Raw genomic sequence first — 24,921 nt, 5'->3', positions numbered from 1 at the left:
GCTTCCCACACCCTACAAGAGACCCGCAATGGCAAAACCCGGCCGCCCCGACAGGTCATCCACTCTGGATATCCCTGACGTGCCCCGCAAACCATCGTACCCGAAGGCCCCGACCGCATCCATGAACGCTCATTCAGGACATCGCAAACCTGCCTCGGGTGCCGCCGGCACGCAGACCGAGATGCTGGCCTTCCTGGGCGAGGTCTGCGACGAGCTGGAAAGCACCTTTGACCTGATGGGACCGAACGCGCACCTGCGCATGGCGCTGCACCTGTTGCAAGGGCACTTCGACGCCAAGATCGTGACCCCGACCTCGTTGATCGGCGCCAGCCGCGCGCCCTATGCCACGGCCAGCCGCCGCCTGAAGGACATGATCGAGGCCGGGCTGATCGAACAGCGCCCGCGCACCAAGAGCGGCAAGACCTTTTCCATGCACCCCAGCGAACGGCTGCTGGCCCAGTGGGCGCAGCTGGCCGGGCGGGTGCAGCGCTTGGCCGTCAGCCACTTTGGCGAAGACGGCGCCGCGCAGGACCCGAACGATTACTACTATGCCGCCAGCTATGCGCAGGCACAGTCCATCCCGCCGCTGGGTGTGCGGACCGATCCGCTGCGGCTGGCGGGCGGGTTGCGGGTGCTGGTGCATGGCGACCCCACCTTCATGGTGATGGACAACCTCAAGCGGCAGTTCGAACAGGTCCTGGGCACGCAGATCCACCAGCGCGCCTTTTCGATCGACCGACTGCGCGAAGAGGCGCTGCGCAACGCCGAGCGCACCGCCAGCCGCTTTGACATCATCGCTGTCGACCTGCCCTGGATCGGCGAGTTTGCCACCCGAAACGTGCTGATGCCGCTGGACAAGGTGATGGACATCGCGCGGCTGGATCCGGCCGATTTCCACACTGCCGGCTGGACGGCGGCCCATTGGGGCGGGCGGGCCTATGGCGTACCGGCACAGACCACGCCCGAACTGCTGTTCTACCGCCGCGACATCTTTGCCGAGGCCGGGCTGGAGCCGCCGACCACGACCGACGCGCTGCTGCACGCCGCGCGCGCCCTGCACGATCCGCGCCGGGGGCGGCACGGCATCGCCTGGAACGCCGCGCGCGGCACCGCGCTGGGCCATACTGTCCTGATGACGATGGCCGATTTCGGCCAGCCGGTGCTGAACCTGCCCAGGATCGCCGGCGGCTTTGACACCGACTGGCTGGCCAAGGGCGGTTACCGGCCCACCATCGACACCGAGGCCGGGCTGCACGCCGCCGAGTTCCTGCTGGAGTTGCTGCAATATTCGCCACCCGACATCCTGTCGATGTCCTGGTACGAACGGGTCCGCCCCTATGCCGCCGGCACCGTGGCGATGGCCTACGGCTACACCCTGCTGGCCCCCTACTTCGAGCTTGACGAAAGCTCGCCCGCTTTTGGCCAGACGGGTTACCTGCCGCATCCGGCGGGGCCTCGCGCGACCCCGATCGCCCCGGTGGGCGGCTACGTGCTGGGCATCCCGGCCAACCTGGCCCCCGAACGCATTCCGGCCGCCGCGGAAGCGCTGACCGTCTTCACCTCGCCCGAGGCGCAAAAGCTGTACGTCCAGAACGGCAGCCGCACCAACGCGCGCTACTCCGTCGGCGCCGATCCGGAGGTGCGCCGCGCCTCGCCGATCTTCGAGGCGGTGGACGGCATGTCCTGGCGCGACGAGCTGCAATTCTGGCCGCGCCCGCCGGTGCCCGAGATCGCCGGCATCATCCGCATCTGCGGCGAGGAATTCCACGACATGCTGCGCGGGATCACGGCCCCCCGCGAGGCGCTGCGCAAGGCCCAGGACAGGGCCGACGCACTGATCTTCGGATCGACCGACAAGGCCATCACGTGACAGGAGGAGGACGCACCATGGACCCCCATCGCCTCAAGGGTAAAAACATTCTCATCACCGGAGCCGCCCGCGGCATGGGTGCCGCCAACGCCGAGCATTTCGCCGAACAAGGCGCCAATGTCTGCCTTGGCGACCTGAACCTGGACGAGGCGCAGGCGGTGGCCAACCGCATCAACGCGGCCGGCAACGGCAAGGCGATCGCCGTCAAGATGGATGTCACCAAGCGCGCCGACAACGCCGCCGCCGTGGCCGCCACGGTCGAGGCCTTCGGTGAAATCAACGTGGGCCTGTTCAACGCCGGGCTGAACAAGCCGCGCTTCTTCATGGACATCGACGAGGACAACTGGGACCTCATCATGAACGTGAACACCAAGGCGATGTGGCTGGGCATGCAGGAAACCGCCAAGCAGATGATCGCCCAGGGCAAACGTGACTATCCCTACAAGCTGATCAACGTCGGCTCCATCGCCTCGCGCAAGCCGCTGGTGGACGTGACGGTCTACTGCACCTCGAAATACGGCTGCCTCGCGCTGACCCATTGCGGCGCCATCGGGCTGGCCGAACACAACATCACCGTCAACGGCTATGCGCCGGGCGTGGTCGTCACCCCGCTGTGGGAGCAACTCGACAAGGACCTGGTCGACATCGGCTTCAAGGAGCGCGAAGGCCAGGCCTATGACGACATCGTGCGCGACGCGCTGCAGATCAAGCGGGTGTCCTATCCCAAGGATGTGCAGGGCACCGCCGCCTTCCTCGTCTCGCCCGACAGCGACTACATGACCGGCCAGATGATCCACATCGACGGCGGCTGGTGCATCCAGTAACGCATTGAACTATCGCAACAACGGCACAGAAAAACGGGTACGCTTCGGCACCCGGAGGAGAACGACATGTCTCGCGCACTCATGCCCAACCTGCTGACGCCGCAGGATCTTGAACCGAACTGGAAGTGGGAAGGCCGGATTCCCGCCTGGGGTCACACCTCGGTGGATTTCGAACGCCGCATCGACCACGACCGCCTGCGCCGCTACCGCCTGGCGCGCACCCGCCAGGCACTGAAGGCATCCAACGCCGGCACGCTGCTGCTGTTCGACGTGAACAACATCCGCTACGTCAGCGCCACCAAGATCGGCGAATGGGAGCGGGACAAGATGTGCCGCTTTTGCCTGCTGACCGGCGATGACAGCCCCTATGTCTGGGACTTCGGGTCTGCCGCCGTCCACCACAAGAAGTTCTCCGACTGGCTGGAGCCCTCGCATTGCCTCGCCGGCGTTGTCGGCATGCGCGGCACCATCCCGCCCGAATTCGGCCTGATGAAGAAATACGCCAAGCAGATCGCGGGCCTGATCCGCGATGCCGGGATGGCGAACATGCCTGTAGGCGTCGACTATGCCGAAACGGCGATGTTCCACGCGTTGCAGGAAGAAGGCCTGAACGTCGTCGACGGCCAGCAGATCATGCTGGCGGCGCGCGAGATCAAGAACTGGGACGAGATCCAGCTGTTGACCCAGGCGGCCAGCATGGTCGATGGCGTCTATCACATGATCTACGAAGAGCTGAAGCCGGGCATCCGGGAAAACGACATCGTCGCGCTGTCCAACAAGATGCTCTACGAGATGGGCAGTGACGACGTCGAGGCGATCAACGCCATCTCGGGCGAGCGCTGCAACCCGCATCCGCACAACTTCACGGACCGCTACTTCCGGCCCGGCGACCAGGCGTTCTTTGACATCCTGCAATCCTACCAGGGCTATCGCACCTGCTACTACCGCACCTTCAACATCGGCCGCGCGACGCCCGCGCAGAACGATGCCTATGTGAAGGCCCGCGAATGGATCGACGCCGCCATCGCGCTGATCAAGCCGGGTGTCAGCACCGACACGGTGGCCAAGGTCTGGCCCAAGGCCGAGGAATTCGGCTTTCCGGACGAGGACACCGCCTTCGGCCTGCAATTCGGTCACGGCCTGGGGCTGGCGCTGCACGAACGGCCGATCATCAGCCGTGCGGTCAGCCTGGATCACCCGATGGAGATTCAGACCGGCATGGTCTTTGCGCTTGAAACCTACTGCCCCGCAACCGACGGTTACTCGGCCGCGCGGATCGAGGAAGAGGTCGTGGTGACCGAAACCGGCTGCGAGGTCATCAGCCTCTTCCCGGCCGAGGAACTGCCCATCGCGAACAGGTACTGACCATGAAAAATCCGTTCGACCTGACCGGCCGCAAGGCCCTGGTCACCGGCGGCGCAACCGGCATCGGCGAGGGCATCGCCCTTGCCCTTGCCGCCGCCGGGGCCGATGTCGCACTGACCTATCGCAGTCACCAACCCGAAGCCACGCTGGCCAAGATCAAGGGAGTGGGCCGGACCGCCGCCGCCGTGCAGGCGGATTTTTCCGGCATGGACGAGGCCGCCGCGTCGGAGGTGATCCGCTTTGCCTCCGAGGCGCTGGGCGGGCTGGATATCCTGGTCAACAACGCGGGCATCATCCACCGCGAGGATTCGGTCGATATGCCGCTGGCGGACTGGCGTCGCGTTCTGTCGATCAATCTCGACAGCGTCTGGCTGCTGTCCCAGGCCGCCGGGCGGCAGATGGTGGCGCAGGGTTCGGGCAAGATCGTGATCGTCGGCTCGGTGCTCAGCACCCAGGGCGGCCTGCGGGTGCCGGCCTATGCCTCCAGCAAACATGCCGTCATCGGCCTGACCCGCGCGCTGTGCAACGAATGGGCGCCGCATGGCGTGAACGTGAACGCCATCGCGCCCGGCTATACCGCCACCGACAACACCCAGGCGCTGCGCGACGACCCGGATCGTTCCCGCGCGCTGCTGGAGCGCATTCCGGCCGGACGCTTTGCCGAACCGGCAGAGATCGCCGGCGCCGCGGTGTTCCTTGCGTCCGATGCCGCCGCCTATTGCCATGGCAGCGTCGTAACCGTGGATGGCGGCTGGCTGGCCCGCTGACAGGAGAGACCCCATGAACACCCCCCTTCACGGAAAGACCGCGCTTGTGACCGCCGCGGGCAACGGCATCGGGCGCGCCTCGGCCGAGGCGCTGGCCCGGCTGGGCGCCAAGGTCATCGCGGCCGACATCGACGGCGCGGCGGTCGAGGCCGTGGCCGCCGGGACGCCGGGCATCACGGCGCAAAGGCTGGACGTGACAGACGCCGAGGCCGTCGCCGCCTTGGTCGCCTCCATCGCACCGGCGCATATTCTGGTGAACTGCGTCGGATGGGTGCACGACGGCACCATCCTCGATTGCGACGACGCGGCCTGGGACCGCTCCTTTGACCTCAACGCCAAGGCGATGTTCCGCGTGACCAAGGCGGTTCTGCCGGGGATGCTGGAAGCGGGCGGCGGGTCGATCGTCAACATCGCCTCGATCGTCTCCAGCGAGAAGGGCGCGCCGCGCCGCTTTGCCTACGGCGCTTCCAAGGCGGCGATCATCGGCATGACCAAGGCCATCGCCGCCGACTACGTCCAGCACGGCATCCGCTGCAACGCGATCTGCCCCGGCACGGTGCAGAGTCCGTCGCTGAACGACCGCCTCGCCGCAACCGGCGATTTCGACAAGGCGCTGGCCGCGTTCAAGGCGCGCCAGCCGATGGGCCGCCTCGGCACACCCGAGGAGATCGCCGAGATGGTCTGCTACCTGGCCGGCGACCTGTCGGCCTTTACCACCGGGCAGGCCTTTGCCGTCGATGGCGGGTGGTCGATCTGATGGGACTGGACCGCGCCGCCTCCATCGACGATCTGCGGCGCATGGCCCGCCGTCGCATCCCGCGCTTTGCCTTCGACCTGGTCGATGGCGGGGCGGAATCCGAACGCAACCTGAGGCGCAATTCCGAGGCCTTCGAGGACGTGCAGCTGACACCGCGCTACATGCGCGACGTCTCGCAGATCGACACCGGGGTGGACGTCTTCGGCCAGCGATATGCCGCCCCCTTTGGCATGGCGCCGATCGGGATGCTGAACGCCTTCTGGCCCAATGCGGACCTGACGCTGGCCCGGATGTGCCTGCGCGAGAACATCCCCTATGTCGCCAGTTCCGCCGCCTCCACCACCCTGGAGCAGCTTGCCGAGGCCGCCGGGGGCAACGGCTGGTTCCAGCTCTATGTCTCGGGCGACGACACGGTGACTGAAGGGCTGATCGCGCGGGCCGACGCCGCCGGTTACCCGGTGATGATGGTGACGGCGGATGTCCCCGCCGCCGGCAAGCGCGATCGTGATATCCGCAACCAACTGGCCGTGCCCTTCCGCATCACACCCGAGGTTCTGCTTCAGCTCATGCTGAACCCGCGCTGGTCGCTGGAGACGCTGCGCCACGGCAAACCCAACATCGCCAACTACGCCGACCTGTTGCAGGCCGCGACCTCCTATGCCGACGTGCAAAAGACCCTGATCACGCCCGGCTTTACCTGGGAGGATCTGAAGCGCCTGCGCGACCGATGGCCGGGCAAGCTGCTGGTCAAGGGCATCCTGCACCCGCAGGACGCGGTGCAATGCGCCGAGATCGGCTGCGACGGCATCGTGGTGTCCAACCACGGCGGGCGGCAGGTGGCCTTTGGCCCGCCGACCATCGAGGCGCTGCCGGCCATCGCCGCGGCCTTGAACGGACGGATGAACATCCTCATCGACAGCGGCATCCGGCGCGGCGCGGACCTGCTGCGCGCGCGGGCGCTGGGCGCGGATTTCGCGCTGGCCGGGCGGGCGCTGGCCTTTGGCGTCGGCGCCGGGGGCGCTGCCGGCGCGCAGCGCGCGATGGACATCCTCAAGCTGGAACTGGTGCGCGCGCTGGGCCAGCTCGGTGCCACCTCGTTCGATGCGGTCGGTCCCTCCGACCTCAGCACCGCAGCTGCGGGGCGCTGACGACCAACGGTGGCAAGGCTGTGGCGCACCCGTCGCCTCAGCCTTGCAGCGTCAAGGTCACCCTGTCACCGGCAAACCAGGTGCGGCCGTATTCCACCTGCCTCAGCTCCGCATCCACGTTCACGCCGGTTGACCGCAACAGCGGATCGCCCTCGCGCAGGTGCAGGTGCAGCGCCTGCGCCGCATCCGCCGCAACGGCGGTCAGCCGGGTCGAGGCGCGGGTGTAGTCGGCCACACCCACTTGGCGCAGCGCCTCGGTCACGCTGCTGGTTCCGGCCAGCGCGGTGTCGATGCCGGGCAGGCGGGCCAGCGGAAACACGCTTTCAAAGACCGCGATGGGCTGGCCGTCGGCCAGCGACAGCCCGTGCCAGGCGCAGACCGGATCGCCCCCGGCGATGCCCAGCGCGCGCGCCTCGCCGTCGGTCGCGGCGCGGCACTCGATCTGAAGCACCTCCTTGTCCGGGCGGCGCCCCGCTGCGGCAAGGTTTTCGTGAAACCGGACCCTGCGGCCGATGGGATAGTCGGTCGGCCGCGCCGCGACAAAGGCGCCGGACCCGCGCCGCGTGCGCACCAGCCCCTCTTCGACCAGTTGCGCCAGCCCGTGGCGCACCGTGTGCCGGTTCACGCCGAAACGGCGGGCCAGCGCCGCCTCGGTGGGCAGCTTGTCGCCGGGGGCATACCGCCCCTCGGAGATGTCGGCGCGCAACGCCTGCGCGATCACCTGCCAGACCGGCGTGCGCGCGCGGCCCCTGCCCTGAGTGTCCTCCAAGCTGTGCAAAACCCCGCTGTCTCGATCCGTCAAACCTGCTATGATATGTCTAGTTGTATAGGAATTGGCGAAGTTGTCGAGATGAAAGACCTCAGCGACCAGGAGGCCGAGCGCAAGGCCTGGATGGGCCTGATGGCCAAGGCGCCGGAAGGCCGGGTTGCCGCTCTGCTGGACGCGGCATGGACCCGGCCGGCCTTTACCTGGCTGCGCGCGCCCGAGATCGGCAGCGTCATGTTGCGCGGCCGCATGGGCGGCACAGGCGCGCCCTTCAACCTCGGCGAGATGACCGTGACCCGCTGCGCCTTGCGCCTGACGACGGGTGAGGTCGGGCACGCCTACGTGCAGGGCCGCCGCAAGGCGGATGCCGAAGCCGCCGCGCTGGTCGATGCGCTGATGCAGACCGATGCGGCCACCACCCTGCGTCAGGCCGTGCTGGACCCGCTGCGGGCCGAGCGCGCCACCCGCACGGAGGCCCGCGCCGCCAAGGCCGCCGCGACCAAGGTCGATTTCTTCACCATGGTCCGGGGAGAGGATTGATGCAGGCCCATGCCCTGGACGGCGGGTTCGCCACCCCGGCAATCGAGGCCGCCCACGCCTTTCGCGCCGTGATGGAGGCGATGGCGCGCCCCGGCACGATCCATCGCCTCACAGGGGCCACGCCGCCAGCGCCGCTGTCGCCCGCCGCCGGGGCCGTGCTGTTGACGCTCTGCGACAACGACACATCCCTGCACCTGGCCGGGGCAGCCGATTGCCCGGAGGTGCGCGAATGGGTCGCCTTTCACACCGGCGCACCGGTGGTCGGCCCGGAGCGGGCAATGTTCGCGCTGGGGACATGGGAGGCGCTGGCCCCGCTGTCTGCCTACCCCGTCGGCACGCCGGAGTATCCCGACCGCTCGGCCACGTTGATCGTGGAGTGCCCTACCCTTGAAGCGAATGGCACACCCCTGCGCGGCCCCGGCATCCGCGATACCGCCGCGCTGTCCTTGCCGGACCCGGAGGCCTTCCGCGCCAATCACGCGCTGTTCCCGCTGGGGGTCGATACGCTGCTCACCTGCGGCGACCGCATCGCCGCGCTGCCACGCTCGACGGAGGTCCTGTAGATGTATGTCGCGGTCAAGGGCGGCGAGCGCGCCATCGAGAACGCCCATGCCTGGCTGGCCGAGGAACGGCGCGGCGACACGTCGGTGGCCGAACTCACCCTTGCGCAGATCCGCGAACAGCTGAGCCTCGCGGTCAATCGGGTGATGGCCGAAGGCTCGCTCTACGATCCCGACCTGGCAGCGCTGGCGATCAAGCAGGCGCGCGGCGACCTGATCGAGGCGATCTTTCTCATCCGCGCCTACCGCACCACCCTGCCCCGGTTTGGCGCGTCAACGCCGATCGACACCGCCGCCATGGCTTGCGACCGGCGCATCAGCGCCACCTTCAAGGACCTGCCGGGCGGGCAGGTGCTGGGGCCGACCTTCGACTACACCCACCGGCTTCTGGACTTCAAGCTGGCCGCCGAGGGCGCGGTGCCCGAAGCGCCGCAGAGCCAGGCCAAGCCCGGTCCCGTACCGCATGTGACCGGTTTTCTGAACCGCGAAGGCCTGATCGAGGAGGCGCCGCAGGACGACACGCCGCCGCCCGACCTGACGCGCGAACCGCTGGCGATGCCCGCCGACCGCGCCCTGCGCCTTCAGGCTCTGACCCGTGCCGACGAAGGGTTTACCCTGGGCATGGCCTATTCCACCCAGCGCGGCTATGCCCGCACCCACGCCTTTGTCGGCGAGCTGCGCATTGGCACCGTCGCGGTCGAGATGGACATCCCCGAGCTGGGCTTTGCCATCGAGATCGGCGAGATCACCCTGACTGAATGCGATACGGTGAACCAGTTCAAGGGGTCCAAGACCGAACCGCCGCAATTCACCCGCGGCTATGGCCTTGTCTTTGGCCAGACCGAGCGCAAGGCGATCTCCATGGCGCTGGTCGACCGCGCGCTGCGCTGGCAGGAGCTGAGCGAGGATTTCACCGGCGCCCCGGCGCAGGACGCGGAATTCGTGCTGTACCACGCCGACAACATCCAGGCGACCGGGTTCCTCGAACACATTAAGCTGCCGCATTACGTCGACTTCCAGTCCGAGCTGGAACTGGTGCGCAAGCTGCGCCGCGAGGCAGGCGCGAGCGGCCCGCCCGTCGATGACGGCACTGGCGAAGGCGGAGGGCAGCCCGGATGACCGACTACAACTTTGCCTATCTCGACGAGCAGACCAAACGGATGATCCGCCGCGCCCTGCTCAAGGCGCTGGCAATTCCCGGCTACCAGGTGCCCTTTGCCAGCCGAGAGATGCCGATGCCCTACGGCTGGGGCACCGGCGGCGTGCAGGTCACCGCCGCCGTGCTGACTCCGGACGACCGGCTGAAGGTGATCGACCAGGGCGCAGACGACACGACCAACGCGGTGTCGATCCGCAGCTTCTTTCGCCGCACCGCCGGGGTCGCCACGACCACCCGCACCGAAGAGGCGACCGTCATCCAGACCCGCCACCGCATCCCCGAGGCCCCGCTGACCGAAGGCCAGGTGCTGGTCTACCAGGTGCCGATCCCCGAGCCGCTGCGGTTCCTTGAGCCGCGCGAGAGCGAGACGCGCAAGATGCACGCGCTGGCGGACTACGGGCTGATGCATGTAAAGCTCTACGAGGACATCAGCCGCCATGGCCACATCGCCACCGCCTATGCCTACCCGGTCAAGGTCGAAGGCCGCTATGTGATGGACCCCTCGCCGATCCCCCGGTTCGACAACCCCAAGCTGGCCCATTGTCCGGCAATCCAGCTGTTCGGCGCGGGGCGCGAGCAGCGCATCTATGCCTTGCCACCCTACACGCAGGTGGTCAGCCTCGATTTCGAGGATCACCCCTTTGAGCCGTCCAAGGCGGACTATCCCTGCGGGCTGTGCGGCGCTGCGGACAGCTACCTGGACGAGGTGATCACCGATGACATGGGCGGGCGGATGTTCGTCTGTTCGGACACCGATTACTGCGAGACCCGGCAAGCGCAAGGCTTTCGCGGAAAGGACGCGGCATGAGCGAAACGCCCCTTTTGTCTGTGCGCGGCCTCAGCAAGAGTTACGGCGCGCACCTGGGCTGCGCCGAGGTGTCGTTCGACCTCTGGCCCGGCGAGGTCATGGGGATCGTCGGCGAAAGCGGGTCGGGCAAGTCGACGCTGCTGGGCTGTCTGGCCGGGCACCTGGCCCCGTTCGCGGGCCAGGCGATCTATGACACCCGCACCGACGGCCCGCGCGACACCGTGACCATGTCCGAACCGGAACGGCGGATGCTGGGCCGCACCGACTGGGCCTTTGTCCACCAGAATGCCCGCGACGGGCTGCGCATGGGGGTCAGCGCCGGCGGCAACGTGGGCGAACGGCTGATGGCGGTGGGCGCACGGCACTACGGCGACATCCGCGGCCGGGCGGCCGATTGGCTGGCGCGGGTCGAGATCGACTCCACCCGCATCGACGACCGGCCTGCGACCTTTTCCGGCGGGATGCAGCAACGGTTGCAGATCGCGCGCAACCTGGTCACCGGGCCACGGCTGGTTTTCATGGACGAACCGACCGGCGGGCTGGACGTCAGCGTGCAGGCACGGCTGCTGGACCTGCTGCGCGGGCTGGTGCGCGACATGGGGCTGTCGGCGGTGATCGTGACGCATGACCTGGCCGTGGTGCGGCTGCTGGCGGACCGGCTGATGGTGATGAACTCCGGCCGCGTGGTGGAAAGCGGACTGACCGACCAGGTGCTGGACGACCCGCAGCACGCCTACACGCAGTTGCTGGTGTCCAGCGTGTTGCAGGTCTGAGACGTCGCCCGCGGGGGCTGTCTGCCCCCGCACCCCCGAGGGTATTTTCAGCCAGAAGAAGCCATGATCGAGATCGAGAGCCTGTCCAAGACCTTTACCCTGCACACCCAGGGCGGCGCGGTGATCCGGGTGCTGGACGGCGCGCGGCTGTCCGTTGCGCCCGGCGAATGTGTCGCCCTGACCGGCGCCTCGGGCGCGGGCAAGTCCACCCTGATGCGCATGATCTACGGCAACTACCGTGCCGCCTCGGGGTCCATCCGCATGGGTGGCGTCGACGTGGCCCGCGCCGAGCCGCGCGATATCATCCGCCTGCGGCGCGAGACGCTGGGCCATGTCAGCCAGTTCCTGCGCGTCGTGCCGCGCGTGCCGACGCTGGACGTGGTGGCCGAGCCGCTTCGCGCCGTGGGTGTGCCCATCGAAGAAGCGCAGGACCGCGCGCGCGTCCTGCTGACGCGGCTCAACATCCCGCGACGGCTGTGGCCGCTGTCACCCACCACCTTTTCGGGCGGCGAACAGCAGCGGGTGAACATCGCGCGCGGCTTTGCTTTTGCCTACCCCGCGATGCTGCTGGACGAGCCGACCGCCAGCCTCGACGCCGCCAACCGCGCGGTCGTGCTGGACCTGATCGACGAGGCGAAGGCGCGCGGCGCGGCCATCGTCGGCATTTTCCATGACGAGGCGGTGCGCGCCCGGGTCTGCGACCGCGAGATCGACGTCGGGCGCTTTGCCCCGGTGCCCGCGGCATGACCGGCGGGCGGCTGATCGCCGTGGTCGGGCCTTCCGGCGTCGGCAAGGACAGCGTCCTGGCGGGGATCGCCGCGCAGGCGCCCGAGATGCGGCTGGTACGCCGCGTCATCACCCGCGCACCGGACCTGGGCGGCGAGGTGTTTGACGCGATGACACCCGAGGCCTTTGCCGAGGCCGTGGCCCAAGGCGCCTTCTGCCTGCATTGGGACGCGCACGGGTTGCGCTACGGCATCCCCGCGCGGGTGCTGGACGAAGTCCGGACCGGCATGGACTGCCTGGCGAACCTCTCGCGCAGCACCCTGGCGGAGGCGGCGGCGACCTTTCCGCGCCTGCTGGTTCTCCACATCACCGCCGCGCCCGAGGTCCTGGCGCGGCGGCTGGCGGATCGTGGGCGGGAAAGCGGCGATGACATCGCCCGGCGCCTGCGAGACGCGGCCAAGCCCTTGCCCCCCGGCCTTCGGACCGTCACGCTGTCCAATGACGGGCCCTTGCCGCAGACCGTCGCGCGGGCGCTGGCAGCCCTGCGGAGGGGACAGCCCCCCGACGGCGCCACGCAAGACCCCGCCGCCGACAAGACGGCGCGCCGTGACTGGAGGACGTGACATGACCTCTGCCTTCCCCTCCGCGCCGCGCGCCGCCCCGCAGGATGGTGAATCCCCGCCTGCCCTGTGCCTCGCGAATGCGCGCCTGGTCCTCAAGGATTGCGTGCTGACCGGCCATATCACCATCGAAAATGGCATGATCGCCGAGATCGTCGAGGCTGATCGCGTCCCCTCAGGCGCAGTGGATTGCGGCGGCGACCTGGTCCTGCCGGGGCTGGTCGAGCTTCACACCGACAACCTGGAACGCCATATCGAGCCGCGCCCCGGCGTGGACTGGCCGCACCTGCCGGCGATCCTGGCCCATGACGCCGAGCTGGCCTCGGCCGGGATCACCACGGTCTTTGACGCGATGCGCGTGGGGTCGATCCACGACGGCAAGGGGCGCCACCGGCCCTATGCCCGCGCGCTGGCGGACGAGCTGATGGGCCTGCGCGCGGCGAACCACCTCAGGATCAGCCATTTCCTGCACCTGCGGGCCGAGATCTGCTCGGAAACGCTGCTGGAGGAAATGGCCGCCTTCGGGCCACAGGATCGCGTCGGCATCGTCAGCCTGATGGATCACACGCCGGGCCAGCGCCAGTTCCGCGACCTGACCGCGCTCAAGACCTATGTCGCCAAGAAGCGCGGCATGACCGATGCGGAATTCGTCGCCCATGTCGCGGGCCTGAAGGCGCTGCGGCAGCGGATCGGCACGCGGCACGAAACCGGCGCGGTGGCAGAGGCGCGCCGCTATGGTGCCGTTCTGGCCAGCCATGACGACACAACGGCCGACCAGGTGGCCATCTCGCACGCGCATGGCGTCGGCTTTGCCGAGTTTCCGACCAGCCGCGAGGCCGCCGAGGCCTGCCGTGCCCAGGGCATCGCGGTGATGATGGGCGCGCCCAACCTGATCCGGGGCGGATCGCATTCCGGCAACGTGGCCGCGCGGGACCTGGCGGAGGCAGGATTGCTGGACATCGTGTCATCGGACTATGTGCCCTCGGCGCTGCTGCTGTCGGCCTTCCGGCTGGCTACCCTGTGGAACGATCTGCCCCGCGCCGTCGCCTGCGTCACCGGCGCCCCGGCCCGCGCTGCCGGGCTGTCGGACCGGGGCAGGCTTGCACCCGGTCTGCGGGGCGATCTCCTGAGTGTCGGGCTGCTCGGCGAAACACCCTTGTTGCGCGGGGTCTGGAGCCGGGGCGCAAGGGTGGCCTGACACCGGGCGAGCCGGTCAGGCCGTGCTGGCCAGTTGCTCTTCGAAATGGTGGCAGGCGACGGACCGCAGCTCCGACACCGGCCGCATCGCGGGCGCGGTTGCGCCACAGGTCGGGGTCGCCAGCGGACAGCGTGGGTGAAAGGCGCATCCCGAGGGCGGCGACAGCGGCGAAGGCACCTCGCCCTCGATGGTGTCGAAATGCACCAGTTCGTCGGCATCCAGCACCAGCTTGGGCACGCTGCCGAACAGGGCGGCGGTGTAGGGGTGCGCCGGGGTGCCAAAGACCTGCGCCACCGGTCCCAGTTCGACGATGCGGCCCAGGTACATCACGGCGACGCGGTCGCTGAGGTGCTGCACGACCGACAGATCGTGGCTGATGAACACGCAGGTCAGGCCCAGGTCACGGTTCAGTTCCAGGAACAGGTTGATGATCTGCGCCTGGATCGACACGTCGAGCGAGGCGACCGGCTCGTCGCAGATCAGCACGTCGGGCTGCATGGCCAGCGCGCGGGCAATGGCGATGCGCTGCCGCTGGCCGCCCGAGAACTGGTGCGGGTAACGGTCGACCCAAACGGGGTCCAGCCCGACACGGTCGAACCAGCCGGCGACATAGCTGCGCGCCTGCGCCTTGGTGGTCAGTCCGTGGGCAATCGGGCCTTCTGACACGGTTGCACCGACCTTCATGCGCGGATCGAGACTGGCGAATGGGTCCTGGAACACGGTCTGCACGCGGGTCGTGACCTTGGTCCCCCGCGCCATCACCGGCGCTCCGTCCAGCGTCACGGTGCCGGAGGACGGCGGCAGGATGCCCGCGATCAGGCGGCCCAGCGTGGACTTGCCGCAGCCGGATTCCCCGACGAGGCCCAGCGTCTCGCCCTTGCGAACCGAGAGCGTGACATCCGAGACGGCGCGGACAGAGCGCGTTTCGACATTGGCGCCCAGTTTGGCGGCGATCTTTTCGCCGGTGGTCAGGTTGGGCCCGAACAGGCGGCTGACGTTGTCGATGGTCAGAAAGGCGGTCATGCGGGGGCCTCGGCGTCTTGTCCCACCGGGTGAAAGCAGCGCCAGCCCCGGTTGCCGTGCAGGGTCATCTCCGGGTCGCTCTTGCAGGCCTCGGTTGCCCGGTCGCAGCGCGGCGCAAAGGGGCAGCCCGGCGGCAGCGACAGAAGCGACGGCGTGGTGCCGGGGATCTGCGTCAGGGGCGTGCCCGGCTGCGCCATCGCCGGCAGCGAGGCGATCAGTCCGGCGGTGTAGGGGTGGCGCGGATGGCGCAGCAGCGTGGCGGTCGGCCCCTGTTCGACGATGCGGCCCGCGTACATCACGGCCAGTTTGCTGGCGAGGCTGGAGACCACGACCAGGTCATGGCTGATCCAGATCATCGCCGTCCCGGTTTCGCGCGCGAGGTCGCGCATCCGGAACAGGATCTGCGCCTGGATCGACACGTCCAGCGCCGTCGTCGGCTCATCCGCCACGATCACGGCGGGGCGGTGCAACAGCGCGATGGCGATGGCCACCCGCTGGCGCATCCCGCCCGAGAACTCGTGCGGATAGGCGCGCAGCCTGGCGCGGGCCGAGGGAATGCCCACTTGCGTCAGCAGGTCCGCCGCCCGGGTTTCGGCGGCGCGGGCGCTCAGCCGTTCATGGGCGTCGATGGCCAGCTTCATCTGCTGACCGATGGTCAGCATCGGGTTCAGCGTGGCGATCGGATCCTGGAAGATCATGGAGATCTCGCTGCCGCGCCGGCTGCGCATCGCCCGTTCCGACAGGGTCGTCAGCTCGGTGCCGTTGAGTTTGATCGTGCCTTCGACGATGCGCCCCGGGGCATCGACCAGCCCGATCAGGGAAAAGCCGGTGACGGTCTTGCCCGATCCGCTTTCGCCGACCAGCCCCATGATCTCGCCGCGCGCCAGGTCGAACGACACGCCGGACACCGCCTTGACCACGCCCGCGCGGGTGAAGAAATGGGTGCTCAGGTTGCGGACGCTGAGGACGGGATCACTCATTTGCGCAGCCTCGGATTGAACTGGTCGCGCACCTGGTCGCCGACGATGTTGATCGCCACGATCAGGATGATCAGCGCCACGCCCGGATAGACCGAGATCCAGTAGCGGCCGCTCATCATGTAGGGAAATCCGTTCGAGATCAGCATGCCCAGCGACGGTTCGGTGACCGGCAACCCCAGGCCGAGAAAGCTGAGCGTCGCCTCGAGCGAGATCGAATTGGCGATCTGCACGGTGGCGACCACGATCAGCGGCGGCGCGCAGTTGGGCAGCATGTGCCGCCACACCACGAGGCGCCCGCTGAGCGGCGTGGCCAGCGCTGCCTCGATATAGTCCTTGCCGCGCTCGGCCTTGGCCGCGCCATAGGCGGTGCGGGCGAAATAGGCGTATTGCGCCGCCACCAGCGCACCGATCAGTTGCGCCTTGCCCTGGCCCAGCAGCGCGACGATCACCAACGCCAGCAGGATCGCCGGAAAGGACAGTTGCAGATCGACCAGCCGCATGATCAGCGCCTCGATCCGGCCGCCCAGGTAGGCCGCGAGGATGCCCAGCGTCGTGCCGATGGTCAGCGAGACAAAGCCCGCCGCCAGCCCGATCTGGATCGAGATGCGCAGCCCGTAGAAAATCGCCGACAAGAGGTCGCGGCCCTGCGGATCGGTGCCCAGGACATGGGTGTAGCCGCCCGAGCCGACAAACCCCGGCGGTCGGCGGCTGTCCATCAGCGACAGCCTGGCCAGGTCATAGGGGTCCTGCGGCGACACCAGAGGGGCAAAGAGCGCCAGCAGGATCATCGCCGCGACGACGACAAGGGCGACGACGGCGATCCGGTTTTCCCGGAACTCGGCCCAGAAGCGGCGCAGCGGCGTGCTGGGGGTGCTCATGCCGAAGCCCCGTGGCGCACCCGCGGGTCGATCAGGGCAAACACCAGGTCGATCACGAAGTTGATGGTCACGAAGAGGAAGGCCACGAGGATCAGGTAGGCGACCATCACCGGGCGGTCGAGCACGGTGATGCTGTCGATGATCAGCTTGCCCACCCCCGGCCAGGAAAAGATCGTCTCTGTCACCACCGCAAAGGCCAGCGTCGATCCCAGTTCGAGGCCAAAGACCGTGATGATCGGGATCGAGATCAGTTTCAGCAGGTGGCGGCGCAGGATCGTCGCCTCTGACAGACCGGCGGCGCGGGCGAACTTGATGGTGTCGGTCAGCATGATCTCGCGTGTCCCGGCGCGGGCCAGGCGGATCATCATCGCCAGCTTGAACAGCGCCAGGTTGACCGCCGGCAGGACGATATGGGACAGCCCGTCGAGCGTGGGAAAGGACCAGGCGACGCCCCAGATCTCGACCGTGTCGCCCCGGCCACCCGCCGGCAGCCAGCCGAGGTTGACGGCAAAGAACAGGATCAGGATCAGCCCCACCCAGAACGACGGCACCGAAAACCCCAGCACCGAGACCGCCATGATCGTCTTGGAGACCCAGCTGTCGGGCCGGTAGCCGGCGTAGACGCCCAGGCCGACCCCCAGCACGGTTGCCGAGATCACCGAGATCAGCACCAGTTCCAGCGTCGCGGGCAGCCGGCCGCCGATCAGCTCCAGCACCGGCACGTTGTAGACGAAGGACCGCCCCAGGTCGCCCTGCAACAGGTTGGAAATGAAGATGAAATATTGCTCATACAGCGGCCGGTCGAGGCCCAGTCGGCGGATCGCCTCGGCCCGGATATCGGCGGTGGCCTCGGGCGGGATCACGATGTCGATGGGATTGCCGATGGCGTAGACGCCGCAAAAGACGATCACCGACATGACGGCCATGACCAGCACGGCTTGCAGAAATCGCTGGATGATGAAGCCGAGCATCGGGTCTCCCTAAGCACACAGCGACTGCCGGGCGGCGTGGGAGCCGCCCGGCCGCGTGTCACATCGTCCGGTCAGTTGGCCGGCGTGATGAAGAAGGCCAGCGTGTCCTCGTCGAACCGCGGCTCGAACTTCAGCGCGCCCGCCTTGGCGCCCCAGACCGTCTGAAGCTGCACGATCGAGATATAGGCCTTGTCCGCCATGATCTTGGCCATCGCTTCTTCGTAGGTGGCGCGGCGCTGATCGGCGTCCATCATCGTGGCGGCGGACTGCAGCAGGGCGTCGACCTCGGCGTTCTTGTATTCGATGCGGTTGAAGGCCCCCAGCTTCACCTCGGGATCGTTGGAATGCGCCAATGCGCCCAGCGTGTAGGACGCCTCGCCGGTCAGGGTGCCCCAACCGTTCATGAACATGGAGTATTCCAGCCGCGCCTGCGCCGGGAAGTAGACCGTCTTGGAGATCGCGTTGACGTTGGTCTTGATGCCCACCTGGGTCAGCATCTGGCCCAAGCCCTGACAGATCGCGCCATCGCCGGGCAGGCGGTCGGCGGTGCAGTAGAGATCCACCTCGAAACCATTGGGATACCCCGCCTCGGCCAGAAGCGCCTTGGCCTTGGCCGGGTCGTAGGCCGGCATCGGGATGTCCGTGTTCGACCCGAAGAAGTCCGGCGGCATCATCTGGTTGGCCGGTTTGCCCAGGCCTTCCAGCACGATGTCCACCATGGTGTCACGGTCGATCGCAAAGTCGATGGCCTGGCGCACCTTGAGATCGCGCAGCGGGTTTTCGGCAAGCGCCGAACCGTCGATGGCACGCACCAGCGGTGTTTTCTCGCGCTGGTCCAGTTGCAGGTTCATGATGTAGACGCTGTCGCCGATGACCGCGTCGATGTTCGGGTCCTGCTCCAGCGCCAGGTAGTCGATCGAGGAGACGTAGTTGATCACGTCCACCTGCCCCGCCTTCAGAGCCGCCAGGCGCGAGCTGTCGTTGGGGATCTCCTTGCGGATCACGGTTTCCCATGGACCCATGCCGCGCCAGTAATCGTCGTTGCGCGTCAGCACGAGGTCGCCCTTGGGCTCCCAGCTGACGAACTTGTAGGGGCCGGTCCCGATGGTCGCCGCGCCCGAGTTGAAGCCCTGCGCAGCGGTTTCGGGTGTGGAGTAGTCCGCCGCCGCCTCGGACGAGACGATGAACAGGCGGATGAAGTCGTTGGGCAGGGTCGCGGCCTGGCCATCGGTGTGGATGTGGATCGTGTGAGGGTCGATGATGTCGACACCGGCCACGCGGCGCACGTAGATCGCCGTGGTCGTCGGGCCGGTCACGACCGGGATCCGCTCGATCGAGAACTTCACGTCCTCGGCGTCAAAGGCGGACCCGTCGTGGAACTTCACGCCTTCGCGCAGCTTGAATTCCCAGGTGTCGTCGTCGACCGGCGTCCAGCTGGTCGCCAGTCCCGGTTCGATCTGCAGGTCCGTGCCGGACCAGACAAGCGTGTCAAAGATATGCTTGGCGGCTTCGGCATGCGAGCCCAGCGCCGAGAAATGCGGGTCCATCGATTCGGGGCCACCGCGCACGCCCATCGTGAGGGTCTGCGCCATGGCCGCGCCCGCCCCCGTCAAGCCCAGCGCAAACGCGAGAGGCGTAAGGAATTTCTGGTGTTTCATGAGTTTTCCTTCCTGTTGTTGGAACAGGCAGCAGACCCCGTCCCGTGTCGCCCTTTGCCCAGCGTGTGTTCCATTTGGAACTTGCTTTCAAAGAATGTGGGGAGATAATGTACCAGTCAAGTTCAATCTGGAACTCAATCCGGTCAGCCCTGTGGTCCTTGAAATTATGCCAGATCCCCAGCCCGCCACGGATGAGAATCCCGGCACGCCCCAAGAGGAACGCGCCCCGGACATGCTGGATGCCAAGCTGTGGGATAACCCCTGTCCCTTCACCTTTCGGATCAATTACCTGGCGTTGCTCTACAACACCTCGCTCTACACCTGGGTGCAGGACACCTACGGTCTGAAGCGGCTGGAATATGTCGTGCTGTACTCGCTGGCCCTGGCCGATGGCGGCAGCGCGCGGGACATCTCGCGCACCTCGGGCTTTCCCAAGAACACCCTCAGCCGGGCGATCCGGCGGCTGGAACTGATGGGCCTGATCGAGGCCCGCGACAAGGCCCCCGGCGGCGGCCGCAAGCAGGCGCTGCACCTGTCCGACAAGGGCTGGGCACTGTTCCACGAGACCGTTCCCGCCTTCGAGGCGCAGGAAAAACGGATGCTGACGGTGCTGTCGGACGGCGAACGCCAGATGCTGTTCGAACTGCTGTCCAAGGTGGTGCTGGACGCCGAAAGCTGGGCCAGCGCGCTGCCGCCCGAGGCGCGGCCCGCCAAGACGACAAAAAAGGAAGGAAAGACGCTATGAAGGTCGCCGACATGAACTGGCGTGACGTCGAGTCGGCCGCCGGCCGCGATCCGCGCTGCATCCTGCCCATCGGGTCGACCGAACAGCATGCGCAGCTGTCGCTCTGCGTGGACATGATCCTGGCCGAAAAGGTCTCGGTCGATGCCGCCGAGCCGCTGAACATCCCGGTCTTTCCGGTGATGCCCTACGGCCTGGCCCCCTATTTCAACGCCTATCCCGGCACGATCTGCCTGCGGGTCGAAACGCTGATGGCGGTGATGCGGGATGTCGTGGCGTCGGTTCGGCGGGCCGGGTTTCGCCGGATCCTGATCGTTAACGGGCACGGCGGCAACAATCCCGTCGGCGCGCTGGCGCAGGAGCTGATGGGCGAATACGGCGACACCTCGATCAAGTTCCACAACTGGTGGAACGCCCCCGCGACCTGGGCCAAGGCGCAGTCCATCGACACCACCGGGTCGCACGCCAACTGGATGGAGAACTTTCCCTGGACGCGCCTGGCCCATGCCCCCGCGCCGGAGGGCGAAAAGGCCCCGGTCGACATGGCGGCGATGAAGGCCTGCCCGCCGGCGCAGGTGCGTGACCTGCTGGGCGACGGGTCCTTCGGCGGCCCGTGGCAGCGCCCGGACGCTGACATGCTGGCGATCTGGGAGACCGGCGTGGCCGAAACCCGCGCCGCGCTGGAGGGGCCCTGGGCCGAGGTCGGTCATGACTGAGCCGGTTCTGATCTGGGGCGCGGGGGCCATCGGCGGTATCCTCGGGGCCTACTGGGCCCGGGCCGGGGTGCCGGTGCTGATGGTCGACATCGTGCCCGAGCATGTCGCCGCCTGCGCCACCAGCGGCCTGGCGATCGAAGGCCCGGTCGAGGAGTTCACCCAGGTCGTGCCCTGCGTCACGCCCGAACAACTGACCGGCACCTACCGCCGAATCGTGCTGGCGGTAAAGGCGCAGGCGACCGAGGGCGCGCTGGCGGCGCTGGCACCGCACCTGGCCGAGGACGGCTATGTCCTCTCCGCCCAGAACGGCCTCAATGAGCGCGTGATCGCCCGGCATGTGGGTGCGGAGCGGACCATGGGGGCCTTTGTCAACTACGGCGCGGACTGGATCGGCCCCGGCCGCATCCTGTTCGGCAACCGGGGCGCGGTCGTGGTGGGCGAGATCGACGGCAGCCAGCGCGACCGGACGCGCGAGATGTTCGAACTGTTGCAGGTGTTCGAGCCGAACGCCGTCCTGACCGACGACATCTGGGCCTATCTCTGGGGCAAGCTGGGCTATGGCGCGATGCTGTTCGCCACCGCGCTGACCCCGGACAGCATGACGGCCAACTTTGCCGACCCCGCGCGCGGCCCCGCGCTGATGGGACTGGCGCGCGAGGTCATGCAGACAGCCCTGGCCGAGGTGGTCGCGCCGAAGCCTTTCAACGGGTTCGACCCGGCCGCCTTCATGCCCGGTGCCGGCGACGCGGCCGCGCTGCAAAGCCTCGCCGCCCTGGCCGATTTCAACTCCAAGACCGCCAAGACGCATACCGGCATCTACCGCGACCTGGCCGTGCGCAAGCGCAAGACCGAGGTCGATCCGCAGGTTGGCACAGTGGCCGAGATCGCGGCCGGGCACGGCATCGACACGCCCCTGCTGCGCCGGTTGGTGGAGCTGATCCACGACATCGAGGACGGCCGCCGCGACATGTCGGCGGACACGTTCCACGAACTGACCAAGGTGCTGAGATGACCGCCCGCACGGCGCTTGTGACCGGGGTGGTCGGCGGCATCGGCGCGGCGATTGCCGCGCGGCTGGCGGCGGATGGCGCGCGGGTGATCGTGACGGACCTGCCGGGTGACGCGCTGGACGAGGCGGCTGGCCGCCTCGACTTGCCCTGCGACGGCGCCGACCTCGGCGATCAGGCCTCGGTCAAGGCGCTGATGCAACGGATCGCCAAGGACCACGGCACGCCGGACATATTAGTCAACGCCGCGGGCGGCGTGCGCGGCCAGGTCGGGACATCGCTGGAAGAGGTGGAGCCCGATGCCTGGCACGACATCTTTGCCATCAACGTCGACGCCACGCTCTACCTGTCCCAGGCGCTTGTCCCCGCGATGAAGGCAGCTGGCTGGGGGCGCATCGTCACCATCAGCTCTGGCGCTGGCCTGCGGCCCAGCCTGACCGGAATCCACGCCTACACCGCCGCGAAACACGCGCTGGTCGGGCTGACCAAGCAGCTCAGCCTCGAACTGGGACAACACGGGATCACCGTCAATTCCATCGCGCCCGGCTTCATCCTGTCCAATCCCTCGTCGCGCCGCCAGTGGGACTCCTACGGCCCGGAAGGACAGGCGCAATTGCTGGGCCGCATCCACACCCGCCGGCTGGGCACGCCCGAAGACATCGCTGCCGCCGCAGCCTTTCTGACCTCGCAGGAGGCCGGCTGGATCACCGGCCAGATCCTGAGCGTGGACGGCGGCATCACCTGAAGAGAGAGACCCGATGACCGACCCCGTCCTGGCCCATGCGCTCGACCGGCAACCGCAGCTGATCGAGACCCTGAAAACCCTGGTCGCCTGCCCCTCGGTCGGGGCCGATCCCGCCATGGCGCAGGGCATGGAGGACGCCCGCCGGATCGTCGAGGCGCGGCTGGTGGCGATGGGCTTTGCCAACGCGCAACGCCTGACGCCGGCGGACGGGCGCGGCCAGCCGGCGATCTATGCCGAGCGGATCGACGCCCCTGGCAAGCCGACGATCCTGGTCTACGCGCATTACGACGTGCAGCCGCCCGACCCCTTGGCCAAGTGGGAGACGCCGCCGTTCGAGCCGGTCGAACGGGATGGCCGGCTGTACGGGCGCGGGATTTCCGACGACAAGGGGCCGATGATGATCGCGCTGGAGACCCTCGCGGCCTTCGTGGCGGTCGAGGGGCGGCTGCCGGTCAACGTGAAGCTGCTGATCGAGGGCGAAGAGGAAACCGGCTCGCCCTCCCTGCCCGGCATATTGGAGGCCCATCGCGCCTTGCTGGCCGCCGATGCCGTCCTGTCCGCCGACGGCGCGCGCTGGCGTCCGGACCTGGTGGCGCTGAACGTCGGCTCGCGCGGGAACGCGGGGTTCGAGGTGCGGGTGCAGACAGCGGCGCAGGACCTGCACTCGGGGCGCTATGGCGGCATCGTCGCCAACCCCCTGCACGTCCTGTCGAAACTGGTGGCCAGCCTGCATAGCGACGACGGCCGGATCGGCGTGCCCGGCTTCTACGACGGCGTGGCCGAGCCGACCAACGCCGAACGCGCCGAGATCGCCGCGATCCCCTACGACGAGGACATGGGTTTTGCCGCCATCGGGGCCAAGCCGCATGGTGAGGCAGGATATTCCTCGCTAGAGCGGCTGTGGATGCGGCCCACGGTGGACGTCAACGGCATGTGGGGCGGTTACACTGGTGCCGGGTCCAAGACCGTGATCCCCAACGAGGCCTTTGCAAAGCTGACCATGCGCCTTGTCCCCGGGCAGGATCCGGACACCGCCAAGCAGGCGGTCATCGCGCACCTCAAGGCCAATCTTCCCCCCTATGCGAAGATGGAGGTCTACGGCGACCGGGGCCAGGGCGGCGCCTATGCCGTGCCGCCGGATCACCCGCTCCTGAAGGCCGCGGTGTCGGCGCTGGAACATACGACCGGGCAATCGCCGCTAAAGGTGCGCATCGGTGCCTCGCTGCCGCTGACCGAGATCGTGTCGCGGGTGCTGGGGCTGGATACCGTCATGTTCTCCTTTGCCCTGTCGGACGAGAATTTCCATGCCCCGAACGAGTTCTTTCGCCGGTCGTCCATCGCCGACGGGCTGGCCGCCTGGGTGCGGATCCTGCGCGAGATCGCGCAGATCGCACCGGGCGATTTTGCCCCCTACCGGCGCTAAGTGACCGCGCCCGCAGCCATCAACAACCGTTACGGCGCGCTGCTGCTGATCGCGGCCGCGGGGGTGTTCACGGCCGACGTGACGGTGCTGCGGTTCCTGTCGCCGGATGTTCCCTTTGCGCAGATCATCTTTTTCCGGTCGATTTGCCAGCTGCTGATCGTGGCGCTGTGGATCGGCATGACGCGGCCCGCGCTGTTCGGGTCGCCGCGCTGGCCGCGCCTGGTGCTGCGCGGCCTGACCAGCCTCATCTGCTGGTGGCTCTACTATGCCAGCTTCCAGTCGCTCGACCTCGCGCTGGCATCGACACTGACCTTTACGACCTCGCTTTTTGTGGTGGCGATGGCGCCGTTCGTGCTGGGCGAACGGATCGGGCTGATGCGCGGGCTGACCACGGTGTTGGGCTTTGTCGGGGTGCTGATCGCCAGCGAGGTCAGCGGCCTGACAGTCAAACCCGGCATCTTGTTCGGGCTTGGCTCCGCCTTTGCGGCGGCGATCCTGATCTTTCAGAACCGCGTGCTGGCGCGGACAGAGCATACCGCGACGATCATGTTCTGGATCGGACTCGTCGCCAGCGCCGGGACGATGCCCGCCGCCGTGGCGGGCTGGACGGACCTGGGCCTGTCCGACAGCCTGTTGCTGTTGATGGCCGGTACGCTGGCGACGCTGGGCATGCTCCTGACGGTCGAGGCCTACCGCTTTGGCGAGGTTTCGGCGCTGGCCACCTTTCCCTATGCGCGGATCCTGTTCGCGCTGGCCATCGGCCGTTTCGTCTTTGCCGAAACCGCATCGCTGCGCGAACTGACCGGCGCGGCGGTGATCATGATCTGCGGCCTGCTGGCCAGCGAGTACCGCTGGCGCAGGATCCCCGGCCCGCCGACCGGCGGCACCTCGCTGTAG

General features: G+C 67.9%; 26 protein-coding genes. 20 read left to right on the top strand and 6 right to left on the bottom strand.

Going from position 1 to position 24,921, the window contains the following annotated elements; translation table 11 throughout:
- The first annotated feature begins 121 nt into the window (after positions 1–121).
- The 6 genes from MAA8898_RS18940 (at position 122) to MAA8898_RS18915 (ending at position 6,731) form a co-directional block, all read left to right on the top strand.
- On the top strand, positions 122–1,870 hold the full coding sequence (locus MAA8898_RS18940) for an ABC transporter substrate-binding protein (protein WP_094022596.1): 1,749 nt from the start codon (positions 122–124) through the stop codon (positions 1,868–1,870).
- A gap of 17 nt (positions 1,871–1,887) precedes the next feature.
- Positions 1,888–2,694, top strand: a complete 807-nt coding sequence (locus MAA8898_RS18935) for an SDR family NAD(P)-dependent oxidoreductase (protein ID WP_094022595.1) — start codon at positions 1,888–1,890, stop codon at positions 2,692–2,694.
- A gap of 66 nt (positions 2,695–2,760) precedes the next feature.
- Positions 2,761–4,059 carry a M24 family metallopeptidase gene (locus MAA8898_RS18930; protein ID WP_094022594.1) on the top strand — a complete coding sequence of 433 codons (1,299 nt, stop codon included), beginning with the start codon at positions 2,761–2,763 and terminating at the stop codon, positions 4,057–4,059.
- 2 nt (positions 4,060–4,061) lie between these two features.
- On the top strand, positions 4,062–4,826 hold the full coding sequence (locus tag MAA8898_RS18925) for a glucose 1-dehydrogenase (protein WP_094022593.1): 765 nt from the start codon (positions 4,062–4,064) through the stop codon (positions 4,824–4,826).
- A 13-nt stretch (positions 4,827–4,839) separates the two neighbouring features.
- A complete protein-coding gene (locus tag MAA8898_RS18920; RefSeq protein ID WP_094022592.1) occupies positions 4,840–5,583 on the top strand; it encodes an SDR family oxidoreductase in 744 nt (247 codons plus the stop codon).
- Positions 5,571–6,731 carry an alpha-hydroxy acid oxidase gene (locus tag MAA8898_RS18915; protein WP_094022591.1) on the top strand — a complete coding sequence of 387 codons (1,161 nt, stop codon included), beginning with the start codon at positions 5,571–5,573 and terminating at the stop codon, positions 6,729–6,731. The genes MAA8898_RS18920 and MAA8898_RS18915 overlap by 13 nt, the downstream gene beginning before the upstream one ends.
- Before the next feature lie 37 nt (positions 6,732–6,768).
- Here MAA8898_RS18915 and phnF read toward each other — a convergent pair whose 3' ends face one another.
- Entirely contained in the window at positions 6,769–7,500 is a 732-nt protein-coding gene (gene phnF, locus MAA8898_RS18910) for a phosphonate metabolism transcriptional regulator PhnF (RefSeq protein WP_094022590.1), read from the bottom strand.
- A gap of 81 nt (positions 7,501–7,581) precedes the next feature.
- Here phnF and phnG point away from each other — a divergent pair, with 81 nt between their 5' ends.
- The 8 genes from phnG to MAA8898_RS18870 all read left to right on the top strand — a co-directional run bounded on the left by phnG (position 7,582) and on the right by MAA8898_RS18870 (position 13,881).
- A complete protein-coding gene (gene phnG, locus MAA8898_RS18905; protein WP_094022589.1) occupies positions 7,582–8,037 on the top strand; it encodes a phosphonate C-P lyase system protein PhnG in 456 nt (151 codons plus the stop codon).
- The gene (phnH, locus tag MAA8898_RS18900; protein ID WP_094022588.1) at positions 8,037–8,600 is read left to right on the top strand and encodes a phosphonate C-P lyase system protein PhnH; all 564 of its coding nucleotides are present in this window, start codon (positions 8,037–8,039) and stop codon (positions 8,598–8,600) included. The genes phnG and phnH overlap by 1 nt, the downstream gene beginning before the upstream one ends.
- Complete coding sequence (locus MAA8898_RS18895) at positions 8,601–9,716, top strand: carbon-phosphorus lyase complex subunit (protein WP_094022587.1); 1,116 nt, start codon at positions 8,601–8,603, stop codon at positions 9,714–9,716.
- Positions 9,713–10,564, top strand: a complete 852-nt coding sequence (locus tag MAA8898_RS18890) for an alpha-D-ribose 1-methylphosphonate 5-phosphate C-P-lyase PhnJ (RefSeq protein ID WP_094022586.1) — start codon at positions 9,713–9,715, stop codon at positions 10,562–10,564. The genes MAA8898_RS18895 and MAA8898_RS18890 overlap by 4 nt, the downstream gene beginning before the upstream one ends.
- Positions 10,561–11,337 (top strand): phosphonate C-P lyase system protein PhnK, encoded by a 777-nt coding sequence (gene phnK, locus MAA8898_RS18885; protein ID WP_094022585.1) that lies wholly within the window; start codon positions 10,561–10,563, stop codon positions 11,335–11,337. Before MAA8898_RS18890 ends, phnK begins: the two co-directional genes overlap by 4 nt.
- A gap of 63 nt (positions 11,338–11,400) precedes the next feature.
- Positions 11,401–12,084 (top strand): phosphonate C-P lyase system protein PhnL, encoded by a 684-nt coding sequence (gene phnL, locus MAA8898_RS18880; RefSeq protein ID WP_094022584.1) that lies wholly within the window; start codon positions 11,401–11,403, stop codon positions 12,082–12,084.
- Positions 12,081–12,686 carry a phosphonate metabolism protein/1,5-bisphosphokinase (PRPP-forming) PhnN gene (gene phnN, locus MAA8898_RS18875; RefSeq protein ID WP_094022583.1) on the top strand — a complete coding sequence of 202 codons (606 nt, stop codon included), beginning with the start codon at positions 12,081–12,083 and terminating at the stop codon, positions 12,684–12,686. The genes phnL and phnN overlap by 4 nt, the downstream gene beginning before the upstream one ends.
- Before the next feature lies 1 nt (position 12,687).
- Positions 12,688–13,881 (top strand): alpha-D-ribose 1-methylphosphonate 5-triphosphate diphosphatase, encoded by a 1,194-nt coding sequence (locus tag MAA8898_RS18870; protein ID WP_094022582.1) that lies wholly within the window; start codon positions 12,688–12,690, stop codon positions 13,879–13,881.
- 15 nt (positions 13,882–13,896) lie between these two features.
- On the opposite strand, the gene MAA8898_RS18865 is transcribed toward MAA8898_RS18870, so the two are convergent.
- The 5 genes from MAA8898_RS18865 to MAA8898_RS18845 all read right to left on the bottom strand — a co-directional run bounded on the left by MAA8898_RS18865 (position 13,897) and on the right by MAA8898_RS18845 (position 19,391).
- Positions 13,897–14,904, bottom strand: coding sequence for an ABC transporter ATP-binding protein (locus tag MAA8898_RS18865; RefSeq protein ID WP_094022581.1), 1,008 nt, complete (start codon positions 14,902–14,904; stop codon positions 13,897–13,899).
- Complete coding sequence (locus MAA8898_RS18860; protein ID WP_094022580.1) at positions 14,901–15,884, bottom strand: ABC transporter ATP-binding protein; 984 nt, start codon at positions 15,882–15,884, stop codon at positions 14,901–14,903. Before MAA8898_RS18860 ends, MAA8898_RS18865 begins: the two co-directional genes overlap by 4 nt.
- Entirely contained in the window at positions 15,881–16,762 is an 882-nt protein-coding gene (locus MAA8898_RS18855) for an ABC transporter permease (RefSeq protein WP_094022579.1), read from the bottom strand. The genes MAA8898_RS18860 and MAA8898_RS18855 overlap by 4 nt, the downstream gene beginning before the upstream one ends.
- Positions 16,759–17,733, bottom strand: coding sequence for an ABC transporter permease (locus MAA8898_RS18850; protein WP_094022578.1), 975 nt, complete (start codon positions 17,731–17,733; stop codon positions 16,759–16,761). The genes MAA8898_RS18855 and MAA8898_RS18850 overlap by 4 nt, the downstream gene beginning before the upstream one ends.
- Before the next feature lie 71 nt (positions 17,734–17,804).
- Positions 17,805–19,391 carry an ABC transporter substrate-binding protein gene (locus MAA8898_RS18845; RefSeq protein WP_094022577.1) on the bottom strand — a complete coding sequence of 529 codons (1,587 nt, stop codon included), beginning with the start codon at positions 19,389–19,391 and terminating at the stop codon, positions 17,805–17,807.
- 232 nt (positions 19,392–19,623) lie between these two features.
- Between MAA8898_RS18845 and MAA8898_RS18840 the strand changes: the two genes are divergently transcribed.
- From MAA8898_RS18840 to MAA8898_RS18815, 6 genes are read left to right on the top strand one after another with little or no spacing between them, the layout of a single operon-like run.
- Positions 19,624–20,136 carry a MarR family winged helix-turn-helix transcriptional regulator gene (locus tag MAA8898_RS18840; protein WP_245853485.1) on the top strand — a complete coding sequence of 171 codons (513 nt, stop codon included), beginning with the start codon at positions 19,624–19,626 and terminating at the stop codon, positions 20,134–20,136.
- Positions 20,133–20,849 carry a creatininase family protein gene (locus MAA8898_RS18835; RefSeq protein ID WP_094022575.1) on the top strand — a complete coding sequence of 239 codons (717 nt, stop codon included), beginning with the start codon at positions 20,133–20,135 and terminating at the stop codon, positions 20,847–20,849. The genes MAA8898_RS18840 and MAA8898_RS18835 overlap by 4 nt, the downstream gene beginning before the upstream one ends.
- The gene (locus MAA8898_RS18830; protein WP_094022574.1) at positions 20,842–21,861 is read left to right on the top strand and encodes a ketopantoate reductase family protein; all 1,020 of its coding nucleotides are present in this window, start codon (positions 20,842–20,844) and stop codon (positions 21,859–21,861) included. The genes MAA8898_RS18835 and MAA8898_RS18830 overlap by 8 nt, the downstream gene beginning before the upstream one ends.
- Positions 21,858–22,601 (top strand): SDR family NAD(P)-dependent oxidoreductase, encoded by a 744-nt coding sequence (locus MAA8898_RS18825; protein WP_094022573.1) that lies wholly within the window; start codon positions 21,858–21,860, stop codon positions 22,599–22,601. The genes MAA8898_RS18830 and MAA8898_RS18825 overlap by 4 nt, the downstream gene beginning before the upstream one ends.
- A gap of 13 nt (positions 22,602–22,614) precedes the next feature.
- On the top strand, positions 22,615–24,024 hold the full coding sequence (locus MAA8898_RS18820) for a dipeptidase (protein WP_094022572.1): 1,410 nt from the start codon (positions 22,615–22,617) through the stop codon (positions 24,022–24,024).
- The gene (locus MAA8898_RS18815) at positions 24,025–24,921 is read left to right on the top strand and encodes a DMT family transporter (protein ID WP_094022571.1); all 897 of its coding nucleotides are present in this window, start codon (positions 24,025–24,027) and stop codon (positions 24,919–24,921) included.

Origin of the sequence: Antarctobacter aquimaris, from assembly GCF_900184945.1 — a bacterium.
GTDB lineage: Bacteria > Pseudomonadota > Alphaproteobacteria > Rhodobacterales > Rhodobacteraceae > Maliponia > Maliponia aquimaris.
Note: the sequence above shows the minus strand (reverse complement) of the source record. Positions and strands in the feature narration are given on the sequence as shown.

What these genes read in the sequence shown, in the direction of transcription:
- MAA8898_RS18940 (WP_094022596.1), top strand. Translation starts at nt 122, where the DNA reads ATGAACGCTCATTCAGGACATCGCAAACCTGCCTCGGGTGCCGCCGGC.
- MAA8898_RS18935 (WP_094022595.1), top strand. Translation starts at nt 1,888, where the DNA reads ATGGACCCCCATCGCCTCAAGGGTAAAAACATTCTCATCACCGGAGCC.
- MAA8898_RS18930 (WP_094022594.1), top strand. Translation starts at nt 2,761, where the DNA reads ATGTCTCGCGCACTCATGCCCAACCTGCTGACGCCGCAGGATCTTGAA.
- MAA8898_RS18925 (WP_094022593.1), top strand. Translation starts at nt 4,062, where the DNA reads ATGAAAAATCCGTTCGACCTGACCGGCCGCAAGGCCCTGGTCACCGGC.
- MAA8898_RS18920 (WP_094022592.1), top strand. Translation starts at nt 4,840, where the DNA reads ATGAACACCCCCCTTCACGGAAAGACCGCGCTTGTGACCGCCGCGGGC.
- phnG (WP_094022589.1), top strand. Translation starts at nt 7,582, where the DNA reads ATGAAAGACCTCAGCGACCAGGAGGCCGAGCGCAAGGCCTGGATGGGC.
- phnH (WP_094022588.1), top strand. Translation starts at nt 8,037, where the DNA reads ATGCAGGCCCATGCCCTGGACGGCGGGTTCGCCACCCCGGCAATCGAG.
- MAA8898_RS18895 (WP_094022587.1), top strand. Translation starts at nt 8,601, where the DNA reads ATGTATGTCGCGGTCAAGGGCGGCGAGCGCGCCATCGAGAACGCCCAT.
- MAA8898_RS18890 (WP_094022586.1), top strand. Translation starts at nt 9,713, where the DNA reads ATGACCGACTACAACTTTGCCTATCTCGACGAGCAGACCAAACGGATG.
- phnK (WP_094022585.1), top strand. Translation starts at nt 10,561, where the DNA reads ATGAGCGAAACGCCCCTTTTGTCTGTGCGCGGCCTCAGCAAGAGTTAC.
- phnL (WP_094022584.1), top strand. Translation starts at nt 11,401, where the DNA reads ATGATCGAGATCGAGAGCCTGTCCAAGACCTTTACCCTGCACACCCAG.
- phnN (WP_094022583.1), top strand. Translation starts at nt 12,081, where the DNA reads ATGACCGGCGGGCGGCTGATCGCCGTGGTCGGGCCTTCCGGCGTCGGC.
- MAA8898_RS18870 (WP_094022582.1), top strand. Translation starts at nt 12,688, where the DNA reads ATGACCTCTGCCTTCCCCTCCGCGCCGCGCGCCGCCCCGCAGGATGGT.
- MAA8898_RS18865 (WP_094022581.1), bottom strand. Translation starts at nt 14,904, where the DNA reads ATGACCGCCTTTCTGACCATCGACAACGTCAGCCGCCTGTTCGGGCCC.
- MAA8898_RS18860 (WP_094022580.1), bottom strand. Translation starts at nt 15,884, where the DNA reads ATGAGTGATCCCGTCCTCAGCGTCCGCAACCTGAGCACCCATTTCTTC.
- MAA8898_RS18855 (WP_094022579.1), bottom strand. Translation starts at nt 16,762, where the DNA reads ATGAGCACCCCCAGCACGCCGCTGCGCCGCTTCTGGGCCGAGTTCCGG.
- MAA8898_RS18850 (WP_094022578.1), bottom strand. Translation starts at nt 17,733, where the DNA reads ATGCTCGGCTTCATCATCCAGCGATTTCTGCAAGCCGTGCTGGTCATG.
- MAA8898_RS18845 (WP_094022577.1), bottom strand. Translation starts at nt 19,391, where the DNA reads ATGAAACACCAGAAATTCCTTACGCCTCTCGCGTTTGCGCTGGGCTTG.
- MAA8898_RS18840 (WP_245853485.1), top strand. Translation starts at nt 19,624, where the DNA reads ATGCTGGATGCCAAGCTGTGGGATAACCCCTGTCCCTTCACCTTTCGG.
- MAA8898_RS18835 (WP_094022575.1), top strand. Translation starts at nt 20,133, where the DNA reads ATGAAGGTCGCCGACATGAACTGGCGTGACGTCGAGTCGGCCGCCGGC.
- MAA8898_RS18830 (WP_094022574.1), top strand. Translation starts at nt 20,842, where the DNA reads ATGACTGAGCCGGTTCTGATCTGGGGCGCGGGGGCCATCGGCGGTATC.
- MAA8898_RS18825 (WP_094022573.1), top strand. Translation starts at nt 21,858, where the DNA reads ATGACCGCCCGCACGGCGCTTGTGACCGGGGTGGTCGGCGGCATCGGC.
- MAA8898_RS18820 (WP_094022572.1), top strand. Translation starts at nt 22,615, where the DNA reads ATGACCGACCCCGTCCTGGCCCATGCGCTCGACCGGCAACCGCAGCTG.